Genomic DNA, 25,503 nt, shown 5'->3' on the forward strand with positions numbered 1-25,503 from the left:
GCATCCTCTGATCCTCCCTCCTCCAGCAGGTCACCTTCGAGCCCGCCTTCGTGCGGGCTTTTTTTTGTCTGGAGGTTGCTCGCCCCCAGGCTGCGCGGCACGTCGTGCCGCTTCGCCAACCCCCTACCGGGGGCAACACCTGAGGCCCGGCGGAGCCGGTTCCTCGGTGTTTCTGGCATTGGGGCAGTAGTGGGGTTGGCGCCGCGCCCTTCGGGGTGGTGCGTTTGGCGCCTTGCCCGTACATTCCGCGCCTTGTGGAGCTCGTTTCGTCGCAACGGTCTCGCAACGCGGGGCGGCGACTACGAGACTTCGGGAAAGTCAGGCAGCCCGGGCGTTCCGGGTGTACAACCGCTGCCCCATGCAATATCAAGAAAACAATGCGTTGGAGGATCACCCCGGTTCGTCGTCGCGCGCTGCGCCTGCGCGCCCGCGGCCGGGGTGGCCCGTTCAGGGCGCCGTGCTCGGCGCCGTACTGCTGCTGTTGAGCGGCTGCGCGGTCGGACCGGACTTCAGGACGCCCGACCTGCCCGCCGCCGCCAGCGGCGCCGACTACACGCCCGCGCCGATGCCGGCGCGCACCGTGAAGGCCGACGTGGCCGCCGGCCAGGCCCAGGAGCTGCTGCCGGGCCGCGACATTCCCGCCCAGTGGTGGGAAGTGTTCCGCTCCGAACCGCTCGACCGGCTGATCCGCGCCTCGCTCGCCCAGAGCCCCACGCTGGCGTCCGCGCAGGCCGCGCTGCGGCAGGCCGAGGCCACTTACGACGCGAAGTCGGGCAACCTGCTGTGGCCGCAGGTCACGGCGCAGTTGGGCGCACAGCGCGAGCGGGCCTCGGAGGTCAGCACGCAGGTGCCGGGCGGCCAGTTGCTCACGCTCTACAACGCATCGGTCAACGTCAGCTACAACCTCGACGTGTTCGGCGGATCGCGCCGCCAGATCGAGGGCGCGCAGGCCGCCGTGGAAGCTCAGCGCTACCAGGTCGAGGCCACCTACCTCACGCTCACGTCGAACCTCGTCACCACCGCGATCCGTGAAGCCGCGCTGCGCGGCCAGTTGCAGGCCACGCGCGAAGTGCTGCAGGCGCAGCGCGAGCAACTCGGCGTGATCGAAAAGCAGTTCGACACCGGTGCGATTCCGAAGTCGATCGTGCTGCAGCAGCGCACGCAGGTCGCGCAGACGCAGGCGGCGATACCGCCTCTCGAGAAGTCGCTCGCGCAGACGCGCCACCAGCTCGCGGTGTTCGCGGGCCGGCTGCCCTCGGAGGAAGGCCTGCCCGAATTCGATCTCGCCAGTCTCTCGCTGCCACAGGAGCTGCCGCTGTCGCTGCCGTCCGAGCTCGCGCGCCAGCGTCCCGACGTGCGCGCCAGCGAAGCCCAGCTGCACCAGGCCAGCGCGGCGGTCGGCGTGGCCACGGCGAATCTCTATCCGCAGATCCAGCTCAGCGCCAGCTACGGCAACACCTCGCTGCGCGCACGCGACCTGTTCACCGGGCCGACCACGCTGTGGAACATCGGCGCCGGGCTCACGCAGCCGATCTTCAACGGCGGCGCGCTGCGTGCACAGCAGCGCGCGGCGGTCGCGGCCTACGACTCGGCGGCGGCGCAGTACCGCAACACAGTGCTGGGCGCCTTCCAGAACGTGGCCGATGCATTGCGCGCGCTAGAACTCGACGCCGCCGCGCTGCAGACCCAGGCCACGGCCGAGTCCCTCGCGAGGCAGTCGCTCGACCTGTCGACCGCGCAGTTCCGCGCCGGCGCGGTGAGCTACGTGACGCTGCTGACCGCGCAGCAGGCCTGGCTGCAGACGCACACCGCGCTCGCACAGGCACAGGCCGCGCGCTATGCCGACACGGCCGCCCTCTTCCAGGCGCTGGGCGGCGGCTGGTGGAACCGAGGCGCGCTGGCCGACGCGTCAATCGCGCCAGGACAGCCGGCGCAACCAGCACCACAGGCCGCAGCACCGCGGAACTGAGCGGCCCCGAACACTCCATAACTCCAAGAAAAGCCAATTTATGACCCGAAGAATGATCATCATGATCGGCTGCGTATTGCTGCTGGTCGCCGTGCTCGCGTTCGGCAAGTTCATGCAGATCCGCGCGCTGATCGCCGCCGTGCCCAAGCCGTCGCCGCAGACGGTGTCGACGGCCGAGGTGCAGAAGCTGCAGTGGCAGTCGCAGTTCACCGCCGTCGGCACGCTGAATCCGGTGCGCGGCGCCGACCTCAGCACCGAAGTGGCCGGGCTGGTGCGCACGGTGCACTTCAAGTCGGGGCAGGACGTGAAGGCCGGCACGCTGCTGGTCGAACTCAACGCCGACTCCGACATCGCCCTGCTGCACTCGGCCGAGGCCGCCGCCGCGCAGGCCGCCATCGTGCTCAAGCGCGACCAGGCGCAGCTCGCGGTGCAGGCCGTGAGCCAGGCGCAGATCGACGCCGACACCAACGACCTGAAGGCCAAGCGCGCACAGGTCGAGCAGCAGGCCGCCGTGGTGGCGAAGAAATCGATCCGCGCGCCCTTCTCCGGCCGCCTGGGCATCACCGCGCTGAACCCGGGCCAGTACGTGAACGCCGGCGACAAGCTGGTCACGCTGCAGACGCTGGACCCGATCTACGTCGACTTCGCGCTGCCGCAGCAGCAGCTCGCGGGCCTGGCGGTGGGCCAGGTGGTGAACCTGTCGGTCGACACCTTCCCGGGCCAGAGCTTCAGCGGCAAGATCAACGCGATCAGCCCCAAGGTGGACGCCGCCACGCGCAACGTGCAGGTCGAGGCCACCATCTCGAACCCGAAGCAGATCCTGCTGCCCGGCATGTTCGCCAACGTGAAGATCGACGTGGGCGGCGTGCAGGAACAGCTCACGCTGCCTTCCACCGCCGTCACCTACAACCCGTACGGCTCGACCGTGTACGTGGTGAAGGAAGCCGAGCCGCCCAAGGAAGGTGCAGCCGGTGCAGGTGCTCCCGCCCAGCCGGCCAGCCCCTCGGGTGCCAGGCAGCTCGTCGCGCAGCAGGTCTTCGTCGAGACCGGCGCCACGCGCGGCGACCAGATCGCCATCGTCAAGGGCCTCGCTGCCGGCCAGGTGGTGGTGAGCAGCGGACAGAACAAGCTGAAGAACGGCACGCCGGTGGTGGTGGACAACAGCGTCCAGCCCGCCAACAACCCGGCGCCGACGCCGCAGGAAAAGTGAGGTCGCCCGCATGAACTTCACAGACATCTTCATCCGCCGGCCGGTGCTGGCGATGGTGGTGAGCATGCTGATCGTGGTGCTCGGGCTGCGCGCGCTGGCCGGCCTGCCGGTCAACCAGTACCCCAAGACCGAGAACGGCGTGGTCACCATCACCACCGCCTACTACGGCGCGGACGCGGCCACGGTGGCGGGCTTCATCACGCAGCCGCTGGAAGCCGCCGTGTCGCAGGCGCAGGGCATCGACTACCTGTCGTCGTCCAGCAGCCTGGGCGTGTCGACCATCACCGCCACGCTGCGGCTGAACTACGACTCCAACCGCGCGCTGACCGAGATCAACACGCAGGTGAACTCGGTGCGCAACCAGCTGCCGCCGCAGGCGCAGCAACCGGTGCTGACCGTTGCCACGGGCCAGACCACCGACGCGATGTACATCGGCTTCTACAGCGACACGCTGCCGAACAACAACGTGACCGACTTCCTGGTGCGCGTGGTGCAGCCCAAGCTCAACGCCATTCCGGGCGTGCAGACCGCCGAAATCCTCGGCGCGCGCACCTTCGCGCTGCGGGCCTGGCTCGACGCGCAGAAGATGGCCGCCTACGGCGTGACCGCCACCGACGTGAGTGCGGCGCTGGCGGCCAACAACTACCTCGCGGCCGTGGGCCAGAGCAAGGGCCAGATGGTGAGCGTGCCGCTCACGGCCGGCACCTCGCTGCACAGCGTGGACGAGTTCAAGCAGCTCTCGGTGAAGAGCGCCAACGGCGCCATCGTGCGGCTGCAGGACGTTGCCAACGTGACGCTGGGCTCGGAGAACTACGACTTCAACGTGGCCTTCAACGGCGTGCGCTCGGTGTTCATCGGCATCAAGGTCGCGCCCGAGGCCAACATCCTCGAGGTGGCAAAGCAGGTGCGCACGGTGTTCCCGGACATCCAGTCCCAGCTGCCCACGGGCCTGACGGGCAAGATCGTCTACGACTCGACGGACTTCATCAACACCTCGATCAGCGAAGTGATCAAGACGCTGGTGGAAGCGCTGGTCATCGTGACGGTGGTGATCTACCTGTTCCTGGGCAGCCTGCGCGCGGTGGTGGTGCCGGTGATCGCGATGCCGCTGTCGCTGATCGGCACCTTCTTCATCATGCTGGCGCTGGGCTACTCCATCAACCTGCTCACGCTGCTGGCGCTGGTGCTTGCCATCGGCCTCGTGGTTGACGACGCGATCATCGTGGTGGAGAACGTCGACCGGCACATGCGCGAGGGCAAGTCGCCCATGCAGGCCTCGCTGCTCGCGGCGCGCGAGCTGGGCGGGCCCATCCTGGCAATGACGGTGGTGCTGGTGGCGGTGTACGTGCCCATCGGCTTCCAGGGCGGCCTCACCGGCTCGCTCTTCACCGAATTCGCCTTCACGCTCGCTGGCTCGGTGGTGGTGTCGGGCATCGTGGCGCTCACGCTGTCTCCGATGATGTGCTCGCGCTTCTTCAAGCCCGAGCAGGACACCGGCAAGTTCGCGATGAAGATCGAGCACGTCTTCGAACGCGTGCACCACCGCTACCAGCTGATATTGCGCGGCGTGCTGAAGACCTGGCCGGTGATGATCGTCATGGGCGCGATCCTGGTGGCGCTGCTGTTCGTGATGTTCAAGATGTCGAAGTCGGAGCTCGCGCCCGAGGAAGACCAGGGCATCGTGCTGTCGCAGGTGGTGGGCGCGCCCACGGCCACCATCAACCAGATGCAGACGTATGCGGACCAGATCTTCAAGATCGCGCACGACACGCCCGAGTACGCGCAGCTGTTCCAGCTGACCGGCGTGCCCAGCACCAACGCGGGCATTGCGGGCGTGCTGCTCAAGCCCTGGGACCAGCGCACGCGCAGCGCGCACGACATCCAGACCGACCTGCAGAAGCGCTGGAACGGCATTGCCGGCGCGAAGGTGGTGGCCTTCCAGTTTCCGGCGCTGCCGGGCGCCTCGGGCCTGCCGGTGCAGTTCGTCATCAAGACGACCGAGCCCTTCGAGAACCTGAACGCCCTCGCCCAGCAGATCATGGACAAGGCGCGCGCCGACGGAAAGTTCTACTACATCGACGCCGACCTGAAGATCGACCTGCCGCAGGCCTCCGTGGTGGTCGACCGCGACAAGATCGCCACGCTGGGCATCACGCAGCAGGACGTGGGCAACGCGATGGGCGCGGCGCTGGGCGGCGCGTACGTCAACTACTTCTCGATCTCGGGCCGCTCGTACAAGGTGATCCCGCAGGTGCAGCAGGTCGACCGGCTGAACCCCTCGGACGTGCTGAACTTCTACATCAAGACGCCCAACGGCGTGGTGCCGGCCAGCACGGTGGCGAGCCTGAAGTACAGCGTGCAGCCCGAGACGGTGAACCACTTCCAGCAGCTCAACTCCGTGACCATCCAGGGCGTGCCCAGCGGCACGCAGGGCGAGACGCTCGAATACCTGCGCGGCCTGGTACAGCAGATGGCGCCCAGCGGCTACACGGTGGACTACTCGGGCCAGTCGCGCCAGTTCGTGCAGGAGTCGGGCAACTTCGCCGTCACCTTCGTGTTCGCGCTGATCATCGTGTTCCTGGCGCTGGCGGCGCAGTTCGAGAGCTTCCGCGATCCGGTGGTGATCCTGGTGTCGGTGCCGCTGGCCCTCTTCGGCGCGATGATCTTCATCTTCTGGGGCTTCGCCTCGATGAACATCTACACGCAGGTGGGCCTGGTCACGCTGATGGGCCTCATCAGCAAGCACGGCATCCTGATCGTCGAGGTGGCCAACCGCCTGCAGAAGCAGGGGCTGAGCAAGCTCGACGCCATCGTGGAAGCCGCCGGCACGCGTCTGCGCCCGATCCTGATGACGACCGCCGCCATGGTCTTCGGCGTGCTGCCGCTGGTGATCGCCTCGGGCGCCGGCGCCGCGGGCCGCAAGGCGATGGGCATCGTGATCTTCAGCGGACTGTCCATCGGCACGCTGTTCACGCTCTTCGTGGTGCCGGCGATGTATCTGTTCATCGCGGCGCGGCATCAGAAGGAGGAAGGCCCGGAAGCAACTGATGCAGTCGATGCTTCCAAGCCGGCTGCGCTGCCGGGCAGCGTGGCGCCCGAGGCCTGAGCGGCCCTCCGATCGCGCTTCAGTTCAGCGGCGCGGCCAGCAGCTCGAATTCCGAGAGGCTGACCGCCCCGCTCCCCGCGATCTCCAGCCGGTAGCTCGAATAGGCTCCCGGCGTCTTCACGACGAAGGGCCGCACCTGGCGGCGCCAGGCGAAAGCCTCGCCCTGGCGCGTGTCGAGCGTGGTCCAGTTGATGCCGTCGTTCGACCCTTTCAGAGTCCAGCCGGCCGGGTCCTGCCCGGTCTTGTTGCTGGAGGTGAGCGTGTAGATCGCCACGGTGCGCGCCGTTGTCGCCGTGCTGCCCTGGATCCATGCGGCGCCTGAAGTGCCGCTGCTCCATTCCGTCAACGAAGTCCTGTCGTTCAGGTTCTTCAGCCCGGTCGCGTTGCTCGCGGTGGTGGCGAAGGCGGAAGTCGGCAGCAGCGACTGCAACGGCGACGGCTTGCCCGTGCCCTGCGTGAGCGACGAAGGCGCATCGTCCTCGCCCGTGCCCCATGACGACGGATTCGGCCCCATCTGGAACTCCAGCGTCGCGCCTTCCACCAGCTCGGCATGCGTCAGGTAGGTGCGCGTGATGCTCGCGCCGTTGAGCTTCAGGCCCTGCACGTAACGGTTGGTGCTGCTCACGCCGGGCGCGGTGATGGTGATGGCCCGTGGCTCGCCCTTGGCGTTGCGCACGAGCACGCTCATCTTCGGGAAGTAAGGCGCACCGATCGTGTACTCGGGCCGCCCGGTGGAGGCCGGATAGAAGCCCATGGCGCTGAGCACGTACCAGGCCGACATCTCACCGTTGTCCTCGTCGCCCATGTAGCCGTCGCCGGTCGGGTTGCCGTCCTTGTCGAAGCCGGAGAAGTAGAGCTTGTCCATCACGTCGCGCAGGTACTTCTGGCCCGAGGACGGGCTTCCCGCGTGGCTGTACATGTAGATGGTGTGGTGCACCGGCTGGTTGGAGTGCTGGTACTGGCCGACGCCCGCGAGCGCATCGACGTCGTAGGCCGACTTGATCTCGGGCTTGATGCCGGTGTGCGATCCGTTCGGGTCGGTGCCGTCGTAGCCGAGGCCGGGCTTCGTCGTGAAGAAGGCGTCGAGCTTGGCCTTGAGTGCGGCGCGCCCTCCGTAGAGGTTGGCCAGGCCGCGGCCGTCCTGCGGCGTCGCGAAGGCGTAGGTCCAAGCGTTGCCCTCGGTGTAGCCGTAGTACCAGGCCATGGGGTTGGGCGCGCCGCCGCCGAAGGCGCCGCCCGTGCTCTTCTGGCGGAACCAGCCGCCGGCCCAGGTTCCTGTCGAGGTGCCGTCGAAGATGTTGGCGTAGCCGGTCGCGCTGTTGGCGAAGTAGGCGGCGTCGTCGGCCATGCCCAGCGCCTTTGCCATCTGGCTCACGCCGAAGTCGTTCAGGTAGCCCTCGAGCGACCACGACACAGACTCGTCATAGACCGTCGAGTAGCCGTAGAACAGCGTCTTCTCCATGCCCTTGCGGCCGCGGTCGCTGTCGGGGCTGTAGACGGACGCGTTCTTCAGCATCGAGTCGTAGGCGGCGTTGAAGTCGAAGTTGCGCACGCCCTTCATGTACGCGTCGGCAAGGATGATGTCGGAATTGGTGCCCACCATCATGTCGGCGTAGCCCGGGCTGGCCCAGCGGGTGGTCCAGCCGCCGTCCTTGTAGCCGTTGACGAAGCCGTCGAGCATCTCGCCGGTCTGCTGCGGCAGCAGCAGCGTGTACAGCGGCCAGGTGGTGCGGTAGGTGTCCCAGAAGCCGTTGTTGACCCACAGCTTGCCGGTGCGCACCGTCATCGGGCTCACGTACGGGTTCAGGTACGAGGGCGTGCCGTTCACGTTCTCCCATGCCGAGTTGGGGTACAGGAAGGCCCGGTACATGTTGGAGTACAGGATGGTCTTCTGGTCTTCCGTCGCACCCTCGACCTGGATTGTGTTGAGCTTGTCGTTCCAGGCATCCTTCGCCGCGGCCAGCACGTCGTCGAAGGACTTGGAGCCGATCTCCTGCGCGAGGTTGGCCTTGGCCTGCTCCACGCTGATGAAGGAGGTTCCGACCTTCAGGCCCACAGACTGCTGCCCCGTGGAAGTGTCGAAGCGCAGCCACGTCGGGAAGGAGTCGGCGCCCGAGGCCTTCACCGGTACGTCAGCCACCGCATAGAAGTACATGCGCGGCGAGCCCTGGTCGGTGTAGCCCGACACCACGCCATTGCCAGCGTCGACGCCAAGAGATCCCGACACTCCCTTGAAGACGTCGAACACCACCGCGAGCGTCGGCTGGTTCGCGGCCGCGGTGAAGCGGAAATACGCGGCATGGTCGGTAGGTGTGATCTCGGTGCGGGTGCCGTTGTCGAAGCTCACGCTGTAGTAGTGCGCGTGGGCGACCTCGTTGCGGTGGCTGAACTTCTCACCGCGCGATGCTTTGTCCAGCATCGGCTTGCCCGCGCCATCGATGCTGGTGACCGGCATGAACTGCACCGACTGCCGGTTGCCCATCCACGGGCTCGCCTCGTGCACGGCCGCGAAGGCGAAGATGCGGTCCAGCGGCTTGGTGTCGTTCTCGTCCTCGAAGAACGTGTAGAAGAAGTCGTTGCCCATGTAGCCGTCGTAGGGCTTGGTGTTGCTCCAGCCGGAGCTCTGGTCGTCGGGGTCGATGCGGTTCACCGGCGACCACATCGTGAAGCCGAAGGGCACGGCGGTGGCCGGGAAGGTGTTGCCGCGCGAGTAGCCGTCGTAGATGTAGGCGTTGGAGTGCGAGCCGCGCAAGGTGTTGACGTATTTCGCCAGGTCCTGCTTCGCGCGGGCTGCGACGACGCCTGTGTCGCTCGTACCCGGTGCAGGCGGCGCTCCCGTGTTCGTGTCCGCAACCGGTTGCTGGTCGCCGGTTGCCCCACCGCCCTGGGGCAGCGGCATGGAGAAGCCGCCGCCGGAGCCGCCTCCTCCACACCCCCACAGCGACGCCGCGACGATCCATGCGGCGGCCCGGGCAGCCCTGCCCGCGAACCTCGTCCGGCCGCTCACATCGCACCCGCGGCGGTTGCCTTGGTGTAGTCCGCTGCCGGGCCGGAAGGCGGCGCCAGCGCGGGGTCGGAGGCCCAGTCGGTGGGCGTGGTCGACAGCTTGAAGGAAAGCGTTCCGCCGTCCTTGATCCTGTCGAGCGGCAGCCATGAACCCGCGTAGGTCGTGCCGTTGAACTTCATCTCGCCGATGTAGCGCACGTTGTCGATCAGCGCCTGCCTGTCGGCCTCGATCCGCAGCTTCTTTCCGTTGCCCAGCCAGAGATCCATGCCCGAGAACTGCGGCGTGGAAACCGCCAGCCCCGGCGCAGACGGAATCACCGGGTACAGGCCCATCGCAGCCCACACGTACCAGCCCGAAGTCGCGCCCATGTCGTCGTTGCCCGGCAGGCCGGCCGGATCGATGCTGAAGTTCTTCCGCATGATGACGGGGATGATGTACTGCGCGTACTTCGCGGAGCCGATCCAGTTGTAGGCCCACGGCGTCTGGAACGCCGGCTCGTTGCCGATGTAGTAGCCGTCGGAGCCCTCGCCGCCATTCAGGTCCTGGCCGCTGGGCTCGGTGCCGTTGAACGGGTCGACCGCGTCGAGCGAGAACAGCCTTGCGAGGCGGTCCAGCGTGCCGTCCTTGCCACCCAGCTTCTTGGCGAGCAGGGTCCAGTCGTACGCGAAGGTCCACAGGTAGTTGGCCTCGGTCGATTCGTGGAAGACGCCGTCGCTCCAGTCGCCCGCGGCGGTCTTCGACTTCAGGGTCTTGCTGCTGTCGTCGAAGATGTTCTGCCAGTTGCCCGCGCGCTTGAACACCGTGTCGATCACGCTCTTGTCCGTGGCCCTGGTGGCGGGCAGCGCATCGAGGAAGGCGCCGACGGAACGGTCGGTGGTGATGGCCTCCAGCGTGGTCGACGAGGGGTTGTCGTAGCCCCTGTCGGAGGGAATCCAGCCGAGGCTCATGTAGTCGGCCAGGCTGTCGCCGGGCTTGCCGATGGAGAACTTGTCGTTGCACTGGCCCTTGGGGTTGGTGACGGCCTGCAGCATGTACTTGCGCGCCATGTCGAGGTCGAACTTGCGCGCGCCGAAGACGTAGGAGCCGGCGACGACGGTGGGCGCGTGGTCGCCGTTCATCGGCGTGGTGTCTTCGCTGCCGTCCACCCAGTGCGGGAAGGCGCCGCACTGCTGCGCGTCGGCCACCAGCGACTGCATCATCTCGCTGGCCTCGTCGGGTGCGATCAGGGCCAGCAGCTGGGCCTGGCTGCGGTAGGTGTCCCACATCGAGAAGCCGCTGTAGTGCGTCTTGTAGCCGGCGTCCTTGCCGTCGATCTTGAACTTGTAGTTCGCGACGTTCTCGGTCGTCCGGGTCGGCAGCACGTTGCCCGACTGCGAAAGATCCACCTGCTTCATGCTGCGGTAGTCGCCGTTGACGTCGCTGTAGACGGTCGGGCCGCTGTAGACGCGATAGAGGGCCGTGTAGAACTTCTTCAGCTGCGTCCTGGCGTCGTCCTGCTTCTTCACGTCGAGCTTGTCGATCTCGCCCTTCTTCGCGAGATCGAGCTGCACGACGTTGAGGCGGTTGTTCCAGTCGGCCGCGGCGGCCGCCTTCACCGTGTCGAAGGAGGCGTCGAGGTTCTCGGCTTCGAGGTTCTTCTTCGCGTTGTCGGTGCTGACCGAGGAGATGCCCACCCTCACCTGCACCGTGAGGTCGGCATCGGCCAGGTCGAACTGCAGGACCGCCGCCTTTCCCGAGACGGCGGAGGCCGGCTTCAGCGGCTTGTCGAAGGTCGCGTAGTAGTACACGGGCTGCTTCCACGTGCCGCCGCAGAACTCGTTGGCGACCGCGGTGCCGGTGACCGACTTGCGGTCGGCAGCCAGCGCGACGTTCGTCAGGCCGGTGTAGGAGACGCCGTTCTGGTTCGGGTTGTTGCGGGCGGAGTCGATGACGAGAAAGGCCTTGCTCTTGTCCGCGTAGCTGAACCTGGCCATGCCGGTGCGCGTCGTCGCGGTCAGCTCGCTGGTGATGCCGTTGTTGAACTTCACCTTGTAGTAGCCGGGGCTGGCCGACTGGTTCGCCTTTGCGTAGGCGAGGCCGCCCGAGGGAATGCCGGTGCCGGCGTCGTTCGGCAGGATGGCCACCGCACCCTGCCCCCGGCAGCCGGGGCCGTTGAGGTGGGTCATGCTGAAGTAGCGGATGGCCGTGTCGTCGTAGTAGTAGCCGCCCGAGCCGTAGCCCCAGGGCGATCCGCTGCCCCGGGTATCGGGGCCGAAGCTCACCATGCCGAACGGCGCCTGCGCGCCGGGATTGACGTTGCCCGAGTGGCCGCTTCCGGTGTTGGAGATCTTCGTTCCGACGAACAGGTCGACGTGCTCCGTGAGCGCGATGTCGACGCGCTTCTCCTGCCCGGGCACCGGCGTGGTCGTGCCGCCGTCGGGGCGCGGGGTGGTTCCGGTGTCGGCGCCGCCATCTGCCGGGGGCGTGGGAGCGGTCGTGGTTGTCGTGGCCGTCGCTGTCGGGCCCGGCGGCACCGAGAAGCCACCAGAGCCGCCACCGCCGCAGCCCCACAGCACCGACGCGGCCACCATGCCCGCGGCCATGGTCCTGCCGTACGAGATCTTCTTTTCCATGTCGTATGTCTCCCTGTTGCCTGTACATCGCCCGCTGTCGCCGGGGCGCCGAACGGGCGCAGTGTATGTACGGCCTCCACGCCGGCGGTCTTGTGATTTCCCGGACGAAACACGGCGTTGGCAGGGAAACAAATCAGCGCGCTTCCCCTTTCGGGCAGCGGCCTCGCGCGTGCAGCAGTGCCTCGACAACGCCGCTCCGCCACCATGAAAATGACGCCCTTCCTCACCGCGACAGTTCATCCCAAGGAGCTACATGCCCGTAACCATCCGCGATGTGGCCGAGGCCTCCGGCGTCTCCATCAGCACCGTATCGCGCGCATTGAAGAACCAGCGCGGCCTCTCCGACGAGACGCGCCGCATGATCCGGCAGGTGGCCCGCGACATCGGCTACAACGCGGCGCGCCTGCGCGACGCCAAGGCAAAGCAGCTGGCCTTCATGGTGCACAGGCAGCACAGCCACTTCTCGACCAACCCCTTCTTCTCCGACGTGCTGCACGGCGTCGAGGAGGCGTGCCGCAGGTTCGGCATCGTGCCCACGCTGCTGACATGCGGGCCCACCGACCCCATCCGCGAGCAGCTGCGCATGCACGAGCCCGACATGATCCTCGCGGCCGGCTACTTCGAGAGCGAGGTGCTCGACATGGTGGCGGGCCTCGACCTGCCGATCGCGCTGATCGACTTCTCGCAGGGCGACCTCCCGTCCGTGAACCCAGACAACGCGGTGGGCGGCTACATGGCCACGCGGCACCTGCTGGACATGGGGCGCAAGCGCGTCGCGTACATCTCGGGTTCGCTGGCGCACGTGAGCATCCTGGAGCGCGCGCAAGGCTATCGCCGCGCGCTGTTCGAGGCCGGCATCCTCGCCGACCCCGAGCTGGAGGTTGTGGCGCCCACCGGGCAGCTGCACGACCTGGGCGCATCGGCCGCAATGCAGCAGCTGCTGCGACTGCGCAAGCCGCCCGATGCGGTATTCGCGTACAACGACGCCGCGGCGCTGGCGGCGCTGCGCACCTGCAGGCAGGCGGGCCTCTCGGTGCCGGGCGACATCGCCATCGTCGGCTTCGACGACACCCTCGCCGCCGCGCAGGCCGATCCGCCGATCACGACCCTGCGCGTGGACCGGCAGGAGCTCGGCCGCTTCGGCGTCGAGCTCGTGCTGCAGGGCGCCTCGATGCCCCGGCTCAACACCCTGCCTGTCGAGCTGATCGTGCGGGCCAGCACCAGCGGCTGAGGCTCTTTCTGCCGCTGCGCCGGGGCCCTTCACCCCGGCGTTTTTTGCGCTGCCAACGCTGTGTTTCGTCCGGGAAATCACAAGATCGCCGCGCGAAACCCCGCTCCTACACTGCGTGCCGTCACACGTCGGGCCCCTCGGGAGGCCGGCCTTCCGACAACGAGAGACACGGTTCACGCAGCACAACAAGAGGAGACACAGCACATGGCAGCGACTTGCATGCACGACCGGCGAATGCCTGAACGCGGGCTCTCTCGCCATGTCGCTGTGCGTCCCTTCTTTCATCACGAACGCCGCGTGCTCTGCGCACGCCCTGCCTGTCGCCCGATGAAGCGATAGCGCGCCCCGCCTCCCCCTTCCCCTCCTTCCGTCCGAACGCGCCTGAACGCGACACCGCCGGCTTCGACCGGCGCGGGACCGCTTTTGTCCGAAGCGGGCGGACGGGCTTTTTCTTCTTTCTTTTCACGCCTTCACAACAACCACCCTGACCAAGGAGACTCCCCGTGAAACCCAAGCTGAACCGGATCACCGCCGCGGCCGTCGTGCTGCTCGCAGGCATGCACGGACTGGCCCATGCCCAGTCCGCCGACACACCGACGGACGCGCCACCCGAGGCCGAGGTGAAGTCCGACCCCACCAAGGACTTCGTCAAGAAGGTCAACGACGCCACCGGCCTGGAGTTCTGGGGCTACGGGCGCGGCGGCTTCTACAGCTCGGGCAAGGGCAAGCCCAAGGGCGGCTATTCGCTCGGCGGCGACCTGCAGAAGTACCGTCTGGGCAACGAGGGCGACAACTACCTCGAGTTCGGCATCGGCAAGCGCTTCGACCTCGGCGACGGCATCAAGTGGGGCGTGTTCTACATGCCCACCATCTACAACGGCAAGAGCGGCACCGCGCAGGCGTACTTCTCGCTCAGCGGCATCTTCGGCAACAGCGCCACGCTGTGGGCCGGCCAGCGCTACCACCGCGTGCAGGACGTTCACATCGTCGACAAGTGGGTGGTGGAAGACGGCGACAACTACGGTGCCGGCATCGACGACATCCCGCTGGGCGGCCTCGGGCGGCTCAACGTGGCGGTGCACACCGCCGACTCGGTCGACAACAAGAGCGGCAACCCCAACAACGCCAAGCGCATCAACGTGCAGTGGCGCGACATCCCGACCAACCCGGGCGGCAAGCTCACCATCACGGGCGGGCTGATCTCGGGCGACTTCGCCAAGGGCAAGGACGGCGGCGCGCTCGGCCTGATGCACGTGCAGAAGAACTTCCTGCTGCCGGGGCTGAACAACATCTTCATCGCGCAGGCTTCCAACGGGCATTCGTCGCTCAGCGGCAAGTTCTACAACCTGGACAACAGCACGACCACCACCGGCTTCCTGCTGCCGGCGGGCATCGGCCAGTCGGACGCCTTCCTGTTCGCGCCGCTGGTCGAGCGCACGGTAATCACGCCGCAGCCCGGCGCGAAGCAGCGCCGCATCCTCGACTCGATGGACTTCCAGATCGGCCGCTTCGGCGGCCAGACGCTGATCGGCTACCAGACCACGCGGCCCGACAACGGCCCCGAGACGCGCGACTTCACTCTCGGCGGGCGGCTGTCGTACGGCATCGCCAAGTACACCAAGCTGCTGGCCGAACTGGGCACGACGCGCCGCAGCACCGACGGCCAGCCGAAGCAGACGCTGAACAAGGGCACGATCGCCGTGGCCTTCTCGCCGAATACCGACTTCTGGACCCGGCCCGAATTCCGCCTCTACGCCACGCGCGCGAGCTGGAACAAGGCCGCGGCCGACGCCAACGCCGGCACCTTCGGGGCCAACGGGCGGCGCAGCGCGACCATCTTCGGCATCCAGATGGAAGCCTGGTGGGAGTGAGCGGGCGAATGGCGATCCCGCACGCCCTCCTGGCGGCGCTCTTGTTGCGCTCGCAACGCTGTGTTTCGTCCGGGAAATCACAGCGCGCGGCCCCGAAGGGGCTGCCTAAACTGCCGCCGGCTCCGGAATCCGGCAATCCAGACAACAGAAGAGACAAGCAGATGAACACATCCCGATTCGCCATTGCCGCCCTGTGCCTCGCCATGGGAAGCGGCGCCGCCATTGCCCAGCAGCAGAGCGTGGAAGTCCTGCACTGGTGGACCTCCGGCGGCGAGGCCGGCGCGCTCAACGTGCTCAAGGGCAACCTCGAGAAGCAAGGCGTGAAATGGAACGACATGCCCGTGGCCGGCGGCAGCGGCGAAGCCGCCATGACCGCGCTGCGGGCGCGCGTGACCTCGGGCAACCCGCCCACCGCTTCGCAGATGTTGGGCTTCGACATCCTCGACTGGGGCAAGCAGGGCGTGGTGGCCGACCTCAACGCGCTCGCCCAGAAAGGCGGCTGGGACAAGGTGGTGCCCCCCGCGCTGCAGAAGTTCTCGAAGTTCAACGGCAAGTGGATCGCCGCACCCGTCAACATCCACTCGACCAACTGGGTGTGGGCCAACCAGGCGGTGCTGGCCAAGGCCGGCGTGACGGCCGAGCCGAAGACCTGGGACGAGTTCATCGCCGCCGCCGAGAAGGTGCAGAAGGCAGGCTTCATCGCCATCGCCCACGGCGGCCAGCCGTGGCAGGACGCGACGCTGTTCGAGAGCGTGGCGCTGTCGACCGGCGGCATCGACTATTACCGCAAGGTCTTCATCGAGCTCGACGGCAAGACCATCGCCTCGCCGACCACGGAGAAGGTGTTCCAGCGCATGAGCCAGCTGCGCAAGCTGGTCGACAAGGACTTCTCGGGCCGCGACTGGAACGTGGCCTCGGGCATGGTGATCGGCGGCAAGGCCGGCTTCCAGGTGATGGGCGACTGGGCCAAGGGCGAGTTCTTCAACGCCAAGCAAACGCCGGGCAAGGACTTCGCCTGCTTCCGCTTTCCGGGCACGCAGGGCGTGGTCACCTTCAACACCGACCAGTTCGTGATGTTCAAGATGAAGGACGCCGACAAGGAGGCCGCGCAACAGAAGCTGGCCGCCGCGATCATGGAGCCGGGCTTCCAGTCGGCCTTCAACGTGGTGAAGGGCTCGGCGCCTGCGCGCACCGACGTGCCGGACACCGCCTTCGATGCCTGCGGCAAGAAGGCGATCAAGGACGTGGCCGAGGCCAGCCAGGGCAACACGCTGGTCGGCTCCATGGCGCACGGGCACGCGGTGCCGGCTTCGATCAAGAACGCGTTCTACGACGTGATCACGCGGCACTTCAACGGGCAGCTCGACGACAAGAAGGCAGTGGCGGCGCTGGCATCGGCGGCAAAGAACTGATCCCTGCCGCTCTTGAAAGCTCACAACAACCTGCTCCCCCGGCTCCTGCTGAGCCCCAGCGCCCTGCTCGTGCTGGTCTGCGTGTACGGGTACATCATGTTCACGGTGTACCTGTCGTTCACGGCGTCGACCATGCTGCCCACCGCCGAGTGGGCAGGCACGGCGAACTACGAACGACTGCTCGGGCTGGAGAACTGGGAGGTGTCGCTGCGCAACCTCGCGGTGTTCGCCGGCCTCTACATCGTCATCGCGATGGTGCTGGGGCTGGCGCTGGCGATCCTCATCGACCAGAAGATCCGCGCCGAGGGCGTGCTGCGCTCCGTCTTCCTCTACCCGATGGCGCTCTCGCTGATCGTCACCGGCACGGCCTGGAAATGGCTGCTCGACCCCGGCGTCGGCCTGGAGCACACGCTGCAGAGCCTGGGCTGGAGCAGCTTCTCCTTCGGCTGGATCAAGGACGGCGACATGGCCATCTACTGCGTGGTCATCGCCGCCGTGTGGCAGACCTCCGGCTTCGTGATGGCGATGTTCCTGGCCGGCCTGCGCGGCGTGGACAGCGAGCAGATCAGCGCCGCGCGCGTCGACGGCGCGCGCACCTGGCAGATCTACGCGCGCATCGTGATTCCGCAGCTGGGGCCGGTGTTCGTCTCGGCCTTCGTGATCCTGGCGCACATGGCGATCAAGTCCTACGACCTGGTCATCGCGCTGACCAACGGCGGCCCGGGCCGCTCGACCTGGCTGCCCTCGGTCTTCATGTACCAGTACACCTTCGCGCGCAACGAGATGGCGGTGGGCGCGGCGAGCTCGGTGCTGATGCTGATTGCGATCAGCGTCGTGGTCGTGCCCTACCTGCTGCGCGAGATGCGGGGAGCGAAAAACAATGGCTGAGCGAAGCCTGCGCCTTGCGCTCTACGCGCTGCTGGCCGTGATGGCGCTGGTGTTCCTGATGCCGGTGTACGTGATGGTCGTCAACTCGCTGAAGCCGCTGGAGGAGATCCGCAACGGCAACCTGATGACGCTGCCGGTCGACTGGACCCTCGCGCCCTGGCGCGCCGCCTGGAGCACCGCGCAGATCGGCGTGCAGCCCACGGGGCTCAAGCCCTACTTCATCAACTCGTTCCTGTTGGTGGTGCCGGGCGTGGTGCTGTCGACGCTGATCGGCGCGGTGAACGGCTACATCCTCACGCAGTTCAGGGTGCGCGGCGCGCACCTGCTGTTCGCGGCGATGCTGTTCTCGGTGTTCATCCCGTTCCAGATCGTGCTGATCCCGATGGCCAAGACGCTGGGCCTGCTGGGCATCGCGGGCACGGTGACGGGGCTGGTGTTCGTCAACACGGTGTACGGCATCGGCTTCACCACCCTCTTCTTCCGCAACTACTACGCCGCGTTTCCGCAGGAGCTGGTGCGCTCGGCGCGCATGGACGGCGCGGGCTTCTTCGGCGTGCTGTGGCGCATCCTGCTGCCCAACAGCACGCCGATCATCATGGTGACCGTGATCTGGCAGTTCACCAATATCTGGAACGAGTTCCTCTTCGGGGCCTCGTTCAGCGACTACAGCTCGTTTCCCATCACCGTGGCGCTGAACAACCTCGTCAACAGTTCCACGGGGGTGAAGGAATACAACGTGCACTTCGCAGGCGCCTTCATCGCGGCGCTGCCGACGCTCATCGTGTATCTGGTTTCCGGCAAGTACTTCGTGCGCGGCCTCATGGCCGGCTCGGTCAAAGGCTAGTTAGCTTGTTAGGTAGTGAATGGCATCCCTGGACTTGATTGGCATCCGCAAGAGCTTCGGCCCTGTACATATCCTGCACGACATCTCCATCGCGCTGGAAGACGGTGAGTTCCTCGTGCTCGTCGGCCCCTCGGGCTGCGGCAAGAGTACGCTGATGAACATCATCGCAGGGCTGGAAGAGCCCACCGAAGGCCGGCTGCAGCTCAACGGCGGCGACATCACGCGCGCAGCACCGGCCGAACGCAACATCTCGATGGTTTTCCAGTCGTACGCGCTCTACCCCAACATGACGGTGGCGAAGAACATCGAGTTTCCGCTGGAGATGCGCAAGGTCGACAAGGCCACGCGCGCCGAGCGTGTGAAGAAGGTCGGCGAGCTGCTGCAGATCGGCCACCTGATGGACCGCAAGCCGCGCCAGCTCTCCGGTGGCCAGCGCCAGCGCGTGGCGATCGGGCGTGCGCTGGCGCGCGAGCCGCAGCTCTATCTGTTCGACGAGCCGCTGTCCAACCTCGACGCGCAGCTCAGGCTGGACATGCGCACCGAGATCAAGAAGCTGCACCAGCGGCTCAACGCCACCATCGTCTACGTCACGCACGACCAGATCGAGGCCATGACGCTGGCCACGCGCATCGCGGTGATGAAGGGCGGCGTGCTGCAGCAGTTGGGTACGCCGCACGAGGTCTACAACCGGCCGGCGAATACCTTCGTGGCGAGCTTCATGGGGTCGCCGCGGATGAACCTGCTGAAGATGCGGATGGCGAGCGAGCGGCATGGGGAGCTGCGGCTGGTGGGCGGCGATGGCGGTGTCGGGGCTACCGCGATCAAGCTGCCGCCGGGTGTGTTGTCCTCGGTGCCGCAGGTCGTACTGGCCGGGCGGGACGTGATCGTCGGACTGCGAGCCGAGGCCGTGGACCTGGCCGCCGAGAGCATGGAGCCCGGCCCCTCGCATTGCCATCTGGAAGCGCGTGTGCAGGTGGTCGAACCAACCGGCGCGGACACGCTGGTGCTGCTGGACATCGACGGGCATGACTTCACGGCGCGCCTGCCGCCGGATGTGGCGCTGTCGGCTGGTGCTCGGGCCCGGTTTTCTGTCGATCTGGCGAAGGTGGTTTTCTTCGATGTGGAGACTGAGCAGCTGATCGCCTAGCCTGCCGCCTGAGCAGGATCGGACCCCATGCCTCTTCGAGCCACTCCGTCGACATGCTTGAGCATGTCCGGCAGCCTGTGCTTTCCCGCCATCGACAACACCCGGCGCTTCGCTTCGTCGCAGGTCATTCCGGCCGCCGTGACGAAGAGCGGCCGGCTGCTGCCCCCGCGAAAAAGGAAGGCCTCCAGCGGAACACCGAGGTACTTCGTCTTCGCCACGCCGACGACCGGTACCGCTCGCTCCAATTTGTTCCAGAGCGCGGCACCGAGGCCATCCCGCGGCGGATCGCCGAGAGTCACATAGCCGTCGACGACGATGCATTCGAGGGGCTCGCGGACTTCCTTCAGCACAGCCTCGATGCACGGCAGCTCGCGCCGGAAAAACTCGCCGGGAACATACTCGGCGACGGCAGGAATGCGAACGACGATCTCTCGCGCCGCAACAGCATCGCTCCAGTTTCGAAGCAGCACGCCGGCAGCGACACCGCCGGCTCCCTGGTAGTCGACATCAACCGCGAGTATCACTGTCGTGTCCTGACATGGGCTGCTCCACTGCGCGGGCTCGCAACTCGCCCCGGATTTCACATCGACCATGAAAAAATCCTCAAGCGCCACAGGCACTTGAGGATTTTGAAAGGGGTCTGGTAGGACGTACTGGATTCGAACCAGTGACCAACGGATTAAAAGTCCGCTGCTCTACCAACTGAGCTAACGTCCCGGAACCATTTTTTGCTTTTTACCGGAAGTGATATCCGGCAAAGCCAAAGATTATAGCGCGACGTTGGACGCGATTTTGTCCAGAACCCAACCTGCCGCGCATTGACCGAAAGTCGCGGTCACGCTGACCACCGATCCGTAGCCGTGGCAGTTGAGCGAACCGTCGCCGCTTTCGATGGCGCACGAGGCATCCGGCGGTGCCACGCTCTCGCGGCTGAACACGCAGGCGACGCCGATCTTGCGGCCCTCGCGCGGGGCGCCGTGCTCCTTGCGCAAGCGCTGGCGGAGCTGGGCCAGCAGCGGGTCGTGCGTGACCAGCGACAGGTCTTCGATGTCGACCTTGTGCGCCTGCCGCTTGCCGCCCGCCGCGCCGACCGTGATGAAGCTGCTGCGGGACGCGCGTGCCCATGCCGCCATGGCCACCTTTGCCTTCACCTGGTCGCAGGCGTCGATGACGGCCGTTGCCGGTCTGTTCGCAGCCTGCGCAGCCTCGAGGAGCGAAAGCCAGTTGCCGGGCTCGACGAAATCGTCGATGGCCTGCACCTTGCACTCGGGGTTGATCTGCGCGATGCGATCGCGCATGGCTTCGACCTTGGCCTGCCCCACGGTCGCGTCGAGCGCATGGATCTGGCGGTTGATGTTCGACTCCGACACGTGATCGAGGTCGATCATGGTCAGCCGCCCCACTCCGCTGCGCGCCAGCGCCTCGACGGCCCACGAGCCCACGCCGCCGATGCCGACGACCAGCACGTGCGCATTACGGATGCGCGCGGCGCCGGCCACGCCGTACAGCCGCTCGAGCCCGCCGAAGCGGCGCGCAAAGTCGGGCGCCGCGGTGTCGGTGACGACATCCGCGGCGGCTGGAGGAAGAGTGGTGATGGACGCGTTGGCGATGATGGTGCTCAAGCGGAATGCTCCGCCCGCATCAGCGCAGGCGCGAGAGACGTTCGCGGCCGGCCTGCGCGGCTTCCGACTGCGGGTAGGCCTTGGTCAGGTCTTCCAGCGTGCGGCGCGCGGCGCGCGTGTCCTTCAGCTCGATCTGGCAGTTCGCGATCGACAGCACGGCCTCGGGGGCCTTGGCATGGTCGGGCGCGAGCGAGAGCATGGAGCGGAAGTTCGCGATGGCCTCGTTGTAGTTGCGCGTGGCGTATTGCGCATTGCCCAGCCAGAACAGCGCCGAGGCGTTGTAGCCGCTTTGCGGGTAGCGCTTGACGAATTCGGCGAACGCGGTCTGCGCCTGCGCGAACTGGCCCGAGCGGAACACGCCGAGGGCGGCCTCGAAGTCGGCCTTTTCCTTCGGGTCGGCATTGAACTCACGGCCGTCCACCGACACCTTCGAAGGCTCGCTCTGCTTGAGCTTGTCGTCGATGGTGGTCTGGCGCGACTGCATTTCGCTCAGCGTGCGGGTGAGCTGCTCGTTCTGGCCGGTCATGCGAGCCAGGTCGCCTCGCATCTGCTCGATCTGGTTCTGCAGGTCGAGCAGGCTGCGGCGCAGCTGGCCGTTTTCGTCGGTCAGCCGCTGGTCGGTCTGCTGGCGCATGGCCTCGACGCGCTGGCGCAGGTCGAGGATGGCGCGGCGAGCCTCGTCATCCTCGAACAGCGCGGCCTGCGACGCCGCCGAGACGCAAAGCAAGGCAGCGGCCAGCGCCGCGCCTCTCAGCATGACGCGTGGCATCACCGGGTGTAGCGGATTTCGGCGCGACGGTTCTGCGCCCAGACTTCTTCACCGGAGCCGGTGACGGCAGGCTTTTCCTTGCCGAAGCTCACGGCCTCGATCTGGTTGTCGTTCACGCCAAGCAGGGTCAGCGCGCGACGCACGGCTTCGGAACGCTTCTGGCCCAGCGCAAGGTTGTACTCGCGGCCGCCGCGTTCGTCGGTGTGGCCTTCGATGGAGATGCGACGCTGCGGGTTGGCCTTCAGGAACCTGGCGTGGCCGTCGATCACCGACTGGAACTCGGGCTTGACCGTGTAGCTGTCGTAGTCGAAATACACGATGCGCGCCACGCCCACCGGACCCTGCGCGGTGCCTGCGGTCGGATCGATGGTGACAGGAGCCACGGTGCTGGCGCCCTGCTGGCCGCCGGCGGTGCCGGAACGGTCGGTCACCGGCGTTTCGTTGAGCTTGGTGCCCGACGAGCAACCGGCGATGAGAGCCACGATGGCCAGCGAATAGATCGTACGTTTCAACATTTTTGAAAACTCCTCAAATAAACCTTAGTCATTGCTTTTGAAACGGACCCCAGTCCGGTTCCCTGATGTCTCCCGCCTGTCCCGCCAGTCGTGCCTTTATTTTTCCATCGAGCGTGGTCGTCATCAGGGCTTCGCGGCCCTGCAACTGCGTTGCGTAGACGATCAGCTTGCTGTTCGGAGCAAAACTCGGACTTTCGTCCGCGGAGGTGTCGGTGATCGCGCTGACGTTGCCGGTTGCCAACTCCATCACGTGGAGTTTGAAGGCGCCGCCCACTCGCGAGATGTAGGCCAACCACCGGCCATCGCCGCTGACAGACGGAGAGATGTTGTAGGTGCCGCTGAAGGTCACCCGGGTCGGACTGCCGCCGCCGGCGCTCATCTTGTAGATCTGGGGAGCACCGCCGCGGTCGCTCACGAAGTAGATCGTGCCGCCGTCGGCTGAATACACCGGCTCGGTGTCGATGCTGGAGCTCTGGGTCAGGCGGCGCGGTTCGCCGCCGCTGGCCGGAATGGAGAAAAGCTGCGAGCCGCCATCGCGGCTGAGCGTGACGGCGAGCGAGTTGCCGTCGGGCGCCCATGCCGGAGCGCTGTTCGAACCCTTGAAGTTCGCGAGCAGGCGACGCTGGCCGGTGGCCACGTTGTGCACGTACACCACGGGCTTGCGCGACTCGAAGGACACGTAGGCCAGTTGCTGGCCGTTGGACGACCAGCACGGAGAGATGATGGGTTCGGGGCTGGCGAGTGCGGCCTGGGCGTTCTCGCCGTCGGCGTCGGCCACCCACAGCGAGTAGCGGCTGCCGGCCTTCGTGACGTAGGCAATGCGGGTCGAGAAGATGCCCTTTTCGCCGGTCAGCTTCTCGTACACGTAGTCGGCGATGCGGTGCGAAGCCAGGCGCAGGTCGCCCTGGGGAACGGTGTAGCTCTGACCACCCAGATCTTGGCCCTTCACCACGTCCCACAGGCGGAAACGCACGTCGAAGCGGCCGTCGGCCAGACGCGTGACGCTGCCGACCACGAGCGAATCGGCCGTGCGCTGGCGCCACAGGGAAAGATCGGGGCGCGATGCCTCGTCGAGAGCCTGGCCCGAAGCATCGACGCCACGGAACTGGCCGCTGCGCTCCAGGTCGGCCTGGACGATGTCGGAGATCTTCTGCGGGGAGGATTCCTGTCCCTTGAACGGAACGAGCGCGATCGGCAACTGCGTGAGCCCCACCCCGGAAACCTCGACCCGGAACTGGGCCAGAGCGGGAATCATGGGGGTGGCAGCGAGGGCCGCTATGACGGTGCGGCGTGCAAATAGCGATGAAGAAGGAGTTGGAATTTGAGCTGGCAACGGCTTGTTCATGCGGTTCGGAGAGGTTTCGGGGTGAAAAGTTCTCCCCTGCTTCAACGGGCCACATGTTACACACTGGCTTGGGCCCGCCGTCACAAAACGTTTATCCGTCAGCGCAGTCCTACAGGCGCGGCTGCGGCAGGCCCCGCACGAGGGGCCCCGTAGAATCCGCCGCCATGCAAGCATCCCCCGGCGGCGAGAACGCACGCCCTCCCCTGATGCGCCGTCTGGCGCGACTCATGACCTGGTTCGGCGGCTCCCGCCAATGGTGGGCTCTCGGATTGAGCGGGGCACTGCTGGCAGCCATCACGGAGCCGCTGATGGCTGCTCTGCTGAAGCCCCTGCTCGATCGGGGCTTCACGCGCGGCGAGATGCCGCTGTGGTTCGTTCCCGCCGCCGTGCTGCTGCTGTTCGCGGTGCGCGGCATCGCACAGTTCATTTCCCAGTACGCGCTCTCGCGCATCGCCAACGAAGGCATGCAGAAGCTGCGTCGCGTGCTGTTCGAGCGGCTGCTCGGCGCCGAGCTCGCGCTGTTCGCACGGCAATCGGCCAGCGCCTTGTCGAACACGGTGGTCTATGAAGTGCAGACCGGCGCGATGCTGCTGGTGCAGGCATTGCTCGGCCTCTCGCGCGACGGCTTCACGCTGGTTGCCCTGCTGGGCTACCTGATCTACCTGAACTGGAAGCTCACTCTCATCGTCGCCTTCCTGGTGCCCAGCATCTCCTGGATCATGAAGGTGTTCTCCAAGCGGCTCTACCGTCTGACCCAGCAGGGCCAGCAGGCCACCGACGAGCTGGCCTACGTGGTCGAGGAAAACGTGCTCGCCCACCGCGTGGTGCGGCTGCATGGCGCGGAAGGCGCACAGGGCCGCCGCTTCGAGCAGCTGAGCCAGCGCCTGAACCGGCTGGCCGTGAAATCGACCATCGCGCAAGCGGCCACGACGCCGCTCACGCAGATGATGGCCTCGCTGGCGCTCTCGGTGGTGGTGATGATCGCGCTCTGGCAAAGCGGCAAGCAGGGCTTCACCGTGGGCGGCTTCGTCGCCTACATCACGGCCATGCTGATGCTGATCGCGCCCATCCGCCGCCTTGCCGAGGTGGCCGGCCCGATCACGCGCGGCCTCGCCGCGCTGGAACGCGGGCTGATCCTGATCGACGACGTGGCGCCCGAGTCTCAGGGCACGTTCAGCATCGAGCATGCCCAGGGCCGCATCGAGCTGCGCAACGTGCGGGTCAGCTACCGCGGCGACGACGAGCAGCGCGCGCTCGACGGCGTGAGCCTGACCATCGAACCCGGCCAGGTGGTGGCCTTCGTCGGCCCTTCGGGTTCGGGCAAGACCACGCTGGTCAACCTGCTGCCGCGCTTCGTGCAGCCCAGCAGCGGCCAGGTGCTGCTGGACGGCCACGACACCAGCGAATGGCAGCTCAAGAGCCTGCGCGCCCAGTTCGCGATGGTGAGCCAGGACGTGGTGATGCTCAACGAGACACTGGCGGCCAACGTGGCGCTGGGCGCCGAGATCGACCGCGAGCGCGTGATGGAGTGCATAGCAGCGGCCAACCTGAGCGCGCACGTCGAGAGCCTGCCCCAGGGCCTCGACACGGTGCTGGGCCACAACGCCACCCAACTCTCCGGCGGCCAGCGCCAGCGCCTCGCCATTGCCCGCGCGCTCTACAAGAACGCGCCAGTGCTGCTGCTCGACGAGGCCACCTCGGCGCTCGACACCGAATCCGAACGGCTTGTGCAGGACGCCCTTCAGCGCCTGATGCAGAACCGCACCACGCTGATCGTGGCGCACCGCCTCTCGACCATCCAGCACGCCGACCGGATCATCGTGATGGAACAGGGCCGCATCGCCGAGCAAGGCAGCCACGAGCAGCTCATGGCGCTCGACGGGCTCTATGCACGACTGCAGACGCTGGCGATGCGCAGCGCCTCGCCGGGGCAGGATCCGACGCTCTGACGGGCA

General features: G+C 66.7%; 17 protein-coding genes and 1 tRNA gene. 10 read left to right on the forward strand and 8 right to left on the reverse strand.

Annotation, left to right across the window (positions count from 1 at the left end; genetic code table 11):
• Positions 1-358: 358 nt before the first annotated feature.
• Genes BMY35_RS02220 through BMY35_RS02230 form a run of 3 tightly spaced genes read left to right on the forward strand, consistent with a single transcriptional unit; the run spans position 359 to position 6,285 of the window.
• Entirely contained in the window at positions 359-1,969 is a 1,611-nt protein-coding gene (locus tag BMY35_RS02220; RefSeq protein ID WP_143080638.1) for an efflux transporter outer membrane subunit, read from the forward strand.
• A gap of 52 nt (positions 1,970-2,021) precedes the next feature.
• Positions 2,022-3,179: an efflux RND transporter periplasmic adaptor subunit gene (locus tag BMY35_RS02225; protein ID WP_177213565.1), complete on the forward strand. Its 1,158-nt coding sequence runs from the start codon at positions 2,022-2,024 to the stop codon at positions 3,177-3,179.
• Between the two features lie 10 nt (positions 3,180-3,189).
• On the forward strand, positions 3,190-6,285 hold the full coding sequence (locus tag BMY35_RS02230; protein WP_093195355.1) for an efflux RND transporter permease subunit: 3,096 nt from the start codon (positions 3,190-3,192) through the stop codon (positions 6,283-6,285).
• Positions 6,286-6,304: 19 nt separating this feature from the next.
• Here the strand turns inward: BMY35_RS02230 and BMY35_RS02235 are convergent, their stop codons facing one another.
• A complete protein-coding gene (locus BMY35_RS02235) occupies positions 6,305-9,184 on the reverse strand; it encodes a GH92 family glycosyl hydrolase (protein WP_093195356.1) in 2,880 nt (959 codons plus the stop codon).
• Positions 9,185-9,288: 104 nt separating this feature from the next.
• Positions 9,289-11,904, reverse strand: coding sequence for a GH92 family glycosyl hydrolase (locus BMY35_RS02240; RefSeq protein WP_256228049.1), 2,616 nt, complete (start codon positions 11,902-11,904; stop codon positions 9,289-9,291).
• Between the two features lie 253 nt (positions 11,905-12,157).
• Between BMY35_RS02240 and BMY35_RS02245 the strand changes: the two genes are divergently transcribed.
• The 6 genes from BMY35_RS02245 (at position 12,158) to BMY35_RS02270 (ending at position 19,297) form a co-directional block, all read left to right on the forward strand.
• Positions 12,158-13,135, forward strand: coding sequence for a LacI family DNA-binding transcriptional regulator (locus BMY35_RS02245; protein ID WP_093195357.1), 978 nt, complete (start codon positions 12,158-12,160; stop codon positions 13,133-13,135).
• A 503-nt stretch (positions 13,136-13,638) separates the two neighbouring features.
• Positions 13,639-15,006 (forward strand): carbohydrate porin, encoded by a 1,368-nt coding sequence (locus BMY35_RS02250; RefSeq protein ID WP_218152968.1) that lies wholly within the window; start codon positions 13,639-13,641, stop codon positions 15,004-15,006.
• Positions 15,007-15,209: 203 nt separating this feature from the next.
• Positions 15,210-16,418: an ABC transporter substrate-binding protein gene (locus tag BMY35_RS02255; RefSeq protein WP_371287127.1), complete on the forward strand. Its 1,209-nt coding sequence runs from the start codon at positions 15,210-15,212 to the stop codon at positions 16,416-16,418.
• A gap of 12 nt (positions 16,419-16,430) precedes the next feature.
• Entirely contained in the window at positions 16,431-17,306 is an 876-nt protein-coding gene (locus BMY35_RS02260; RefSeq protein WP_093195359.1) for a carbohydrate ABC transporter permease, read from the forward strand.
• Positions 17,299-18,150, forward strand: coding sequence for a carbohydrate ABC transporter permease (locus tag BMY35_RS02265; protein WP_093195360.1), 852 nt, complete (start codon positions 17,299-17,301; stop codon positions 18,148-18,150). Before BMY35_RS02260 ends, BMY35_RS02265 begins: the two co-directional genes overlap by 8 nt.
• Positions 18,151-18,169: 19 nt before the next feature.
• The gene (locus BMY35_RS02270; RefSeq protein WP_093195361.1) at positions 18,170-19,297 is read left to right on the forward strand and encodes an ABC transporter ATP-binding protein; all 1,128 of its coding nucleotides are present in this window, start codon (positions 18,170-18,172) and stop codon (positions 19,295-19,297) included.
• Here BMY35_RS02270 and BMY35_RS02275 read toward each other — a convergent pair.
• The 6 genes from BMY35_RS02275 to tolB form a co-directional block, all read right to left on the reverse strand.
• Positions 19,294-19,890, reverse strand: coding sequence for an endonuclease V (locus BMY35_RS02275; protein ID WP_218152969.1), 597 nt, complete (start codon positions 19,888-19,890; stop codon positions 19,294-19,296). The two genes, BMY35_RS02270 and BMY35_RS02275, sit on opposite strands and share 4 nt — an antisense overlap.
• Before the next feature lie 48 nt (positions 19,891-19,938).
• Positions 19,939-20,014: transfer RNA gene (locus tag BMY35_RS02280), tRNA-Lys, on the reverse strand.
• A 50-nt stretch (positions 20,015-20,064) separates the two neighbouring features.
• Entirely contained in the window at positions 20,065-20,892 is an 828-nt protein-coding gene (locus BMY35_RS02285; protein WP_371287128.1) for a tRNA threonylcarbamoyladenosine dehydratase, read from the reverse strand.
• 46 nt (positions 20,893-20,938) lie between these two features.
• The gene (ybgF, locus tag BMY35_RS02290) at positions 20,939-21,688 is read right to left on the reverse strand and encodes a tol-pal system protein YbgF (protein WP_093195363.1); all 750 of its coding nucleotides are present in this window, start codon (positions 21,686-21,688) and stop codon (positions 20,939-20,941) included.
• Positions 21,688-22,203, reverse strand: a complete 516-nt coding sequence (pal, locus tag BMY35_RS02295) for a peptidoglycan-associated lipoprotein Pal (RefSeq protein WP_093195364.1) — start codon at positions 22,201-22,203, stop codon at positions 21,688-21,690. Before pal ends, ybgF begins: the two co-directional genes overlap by 1 nt.
• A 28-nt stretch (positions 22,204-22,231) precedes the next feature.
• Positions 22,232-23,458 (reverse strand): Tol-Pal system beta propeller repeat protein TolB, encoded by a 1,227-nt coding sequence (gene tolB, locus BMY35_RS02300; RefSeq protein WP_218152970.1) that lies wholly within the window; start codon positions 23,456-23,458, stop codon positions 22,232-22,234.
• Between the two features lie 254 nt (positions 23,459-23,712).
• Between tolB and msbA the strand changes: the two genes are divergently transcribed.
• Entirely contained in the window at positions 23,713-25,497 is a 1,785-nt protein-coding gene (msbA, locus tag BMY35_RS02305) for a lipid A export permease/ATP-binding protein MsbA (protein ID WP_093195366.1), read from the forward strand.
• Positions 25,498-25,503: the final 6 nt, after the last annotated feature.

It is taken from the genome of Variovorax sp. YR750, assembly GCF_900109805.1.
GTDB lineage: Bacteria > Pseudomonadota > Gammaproteobacteria > Burkholderiales > Burkholderiaceae_C > Variovorax > Variovorax gossypii.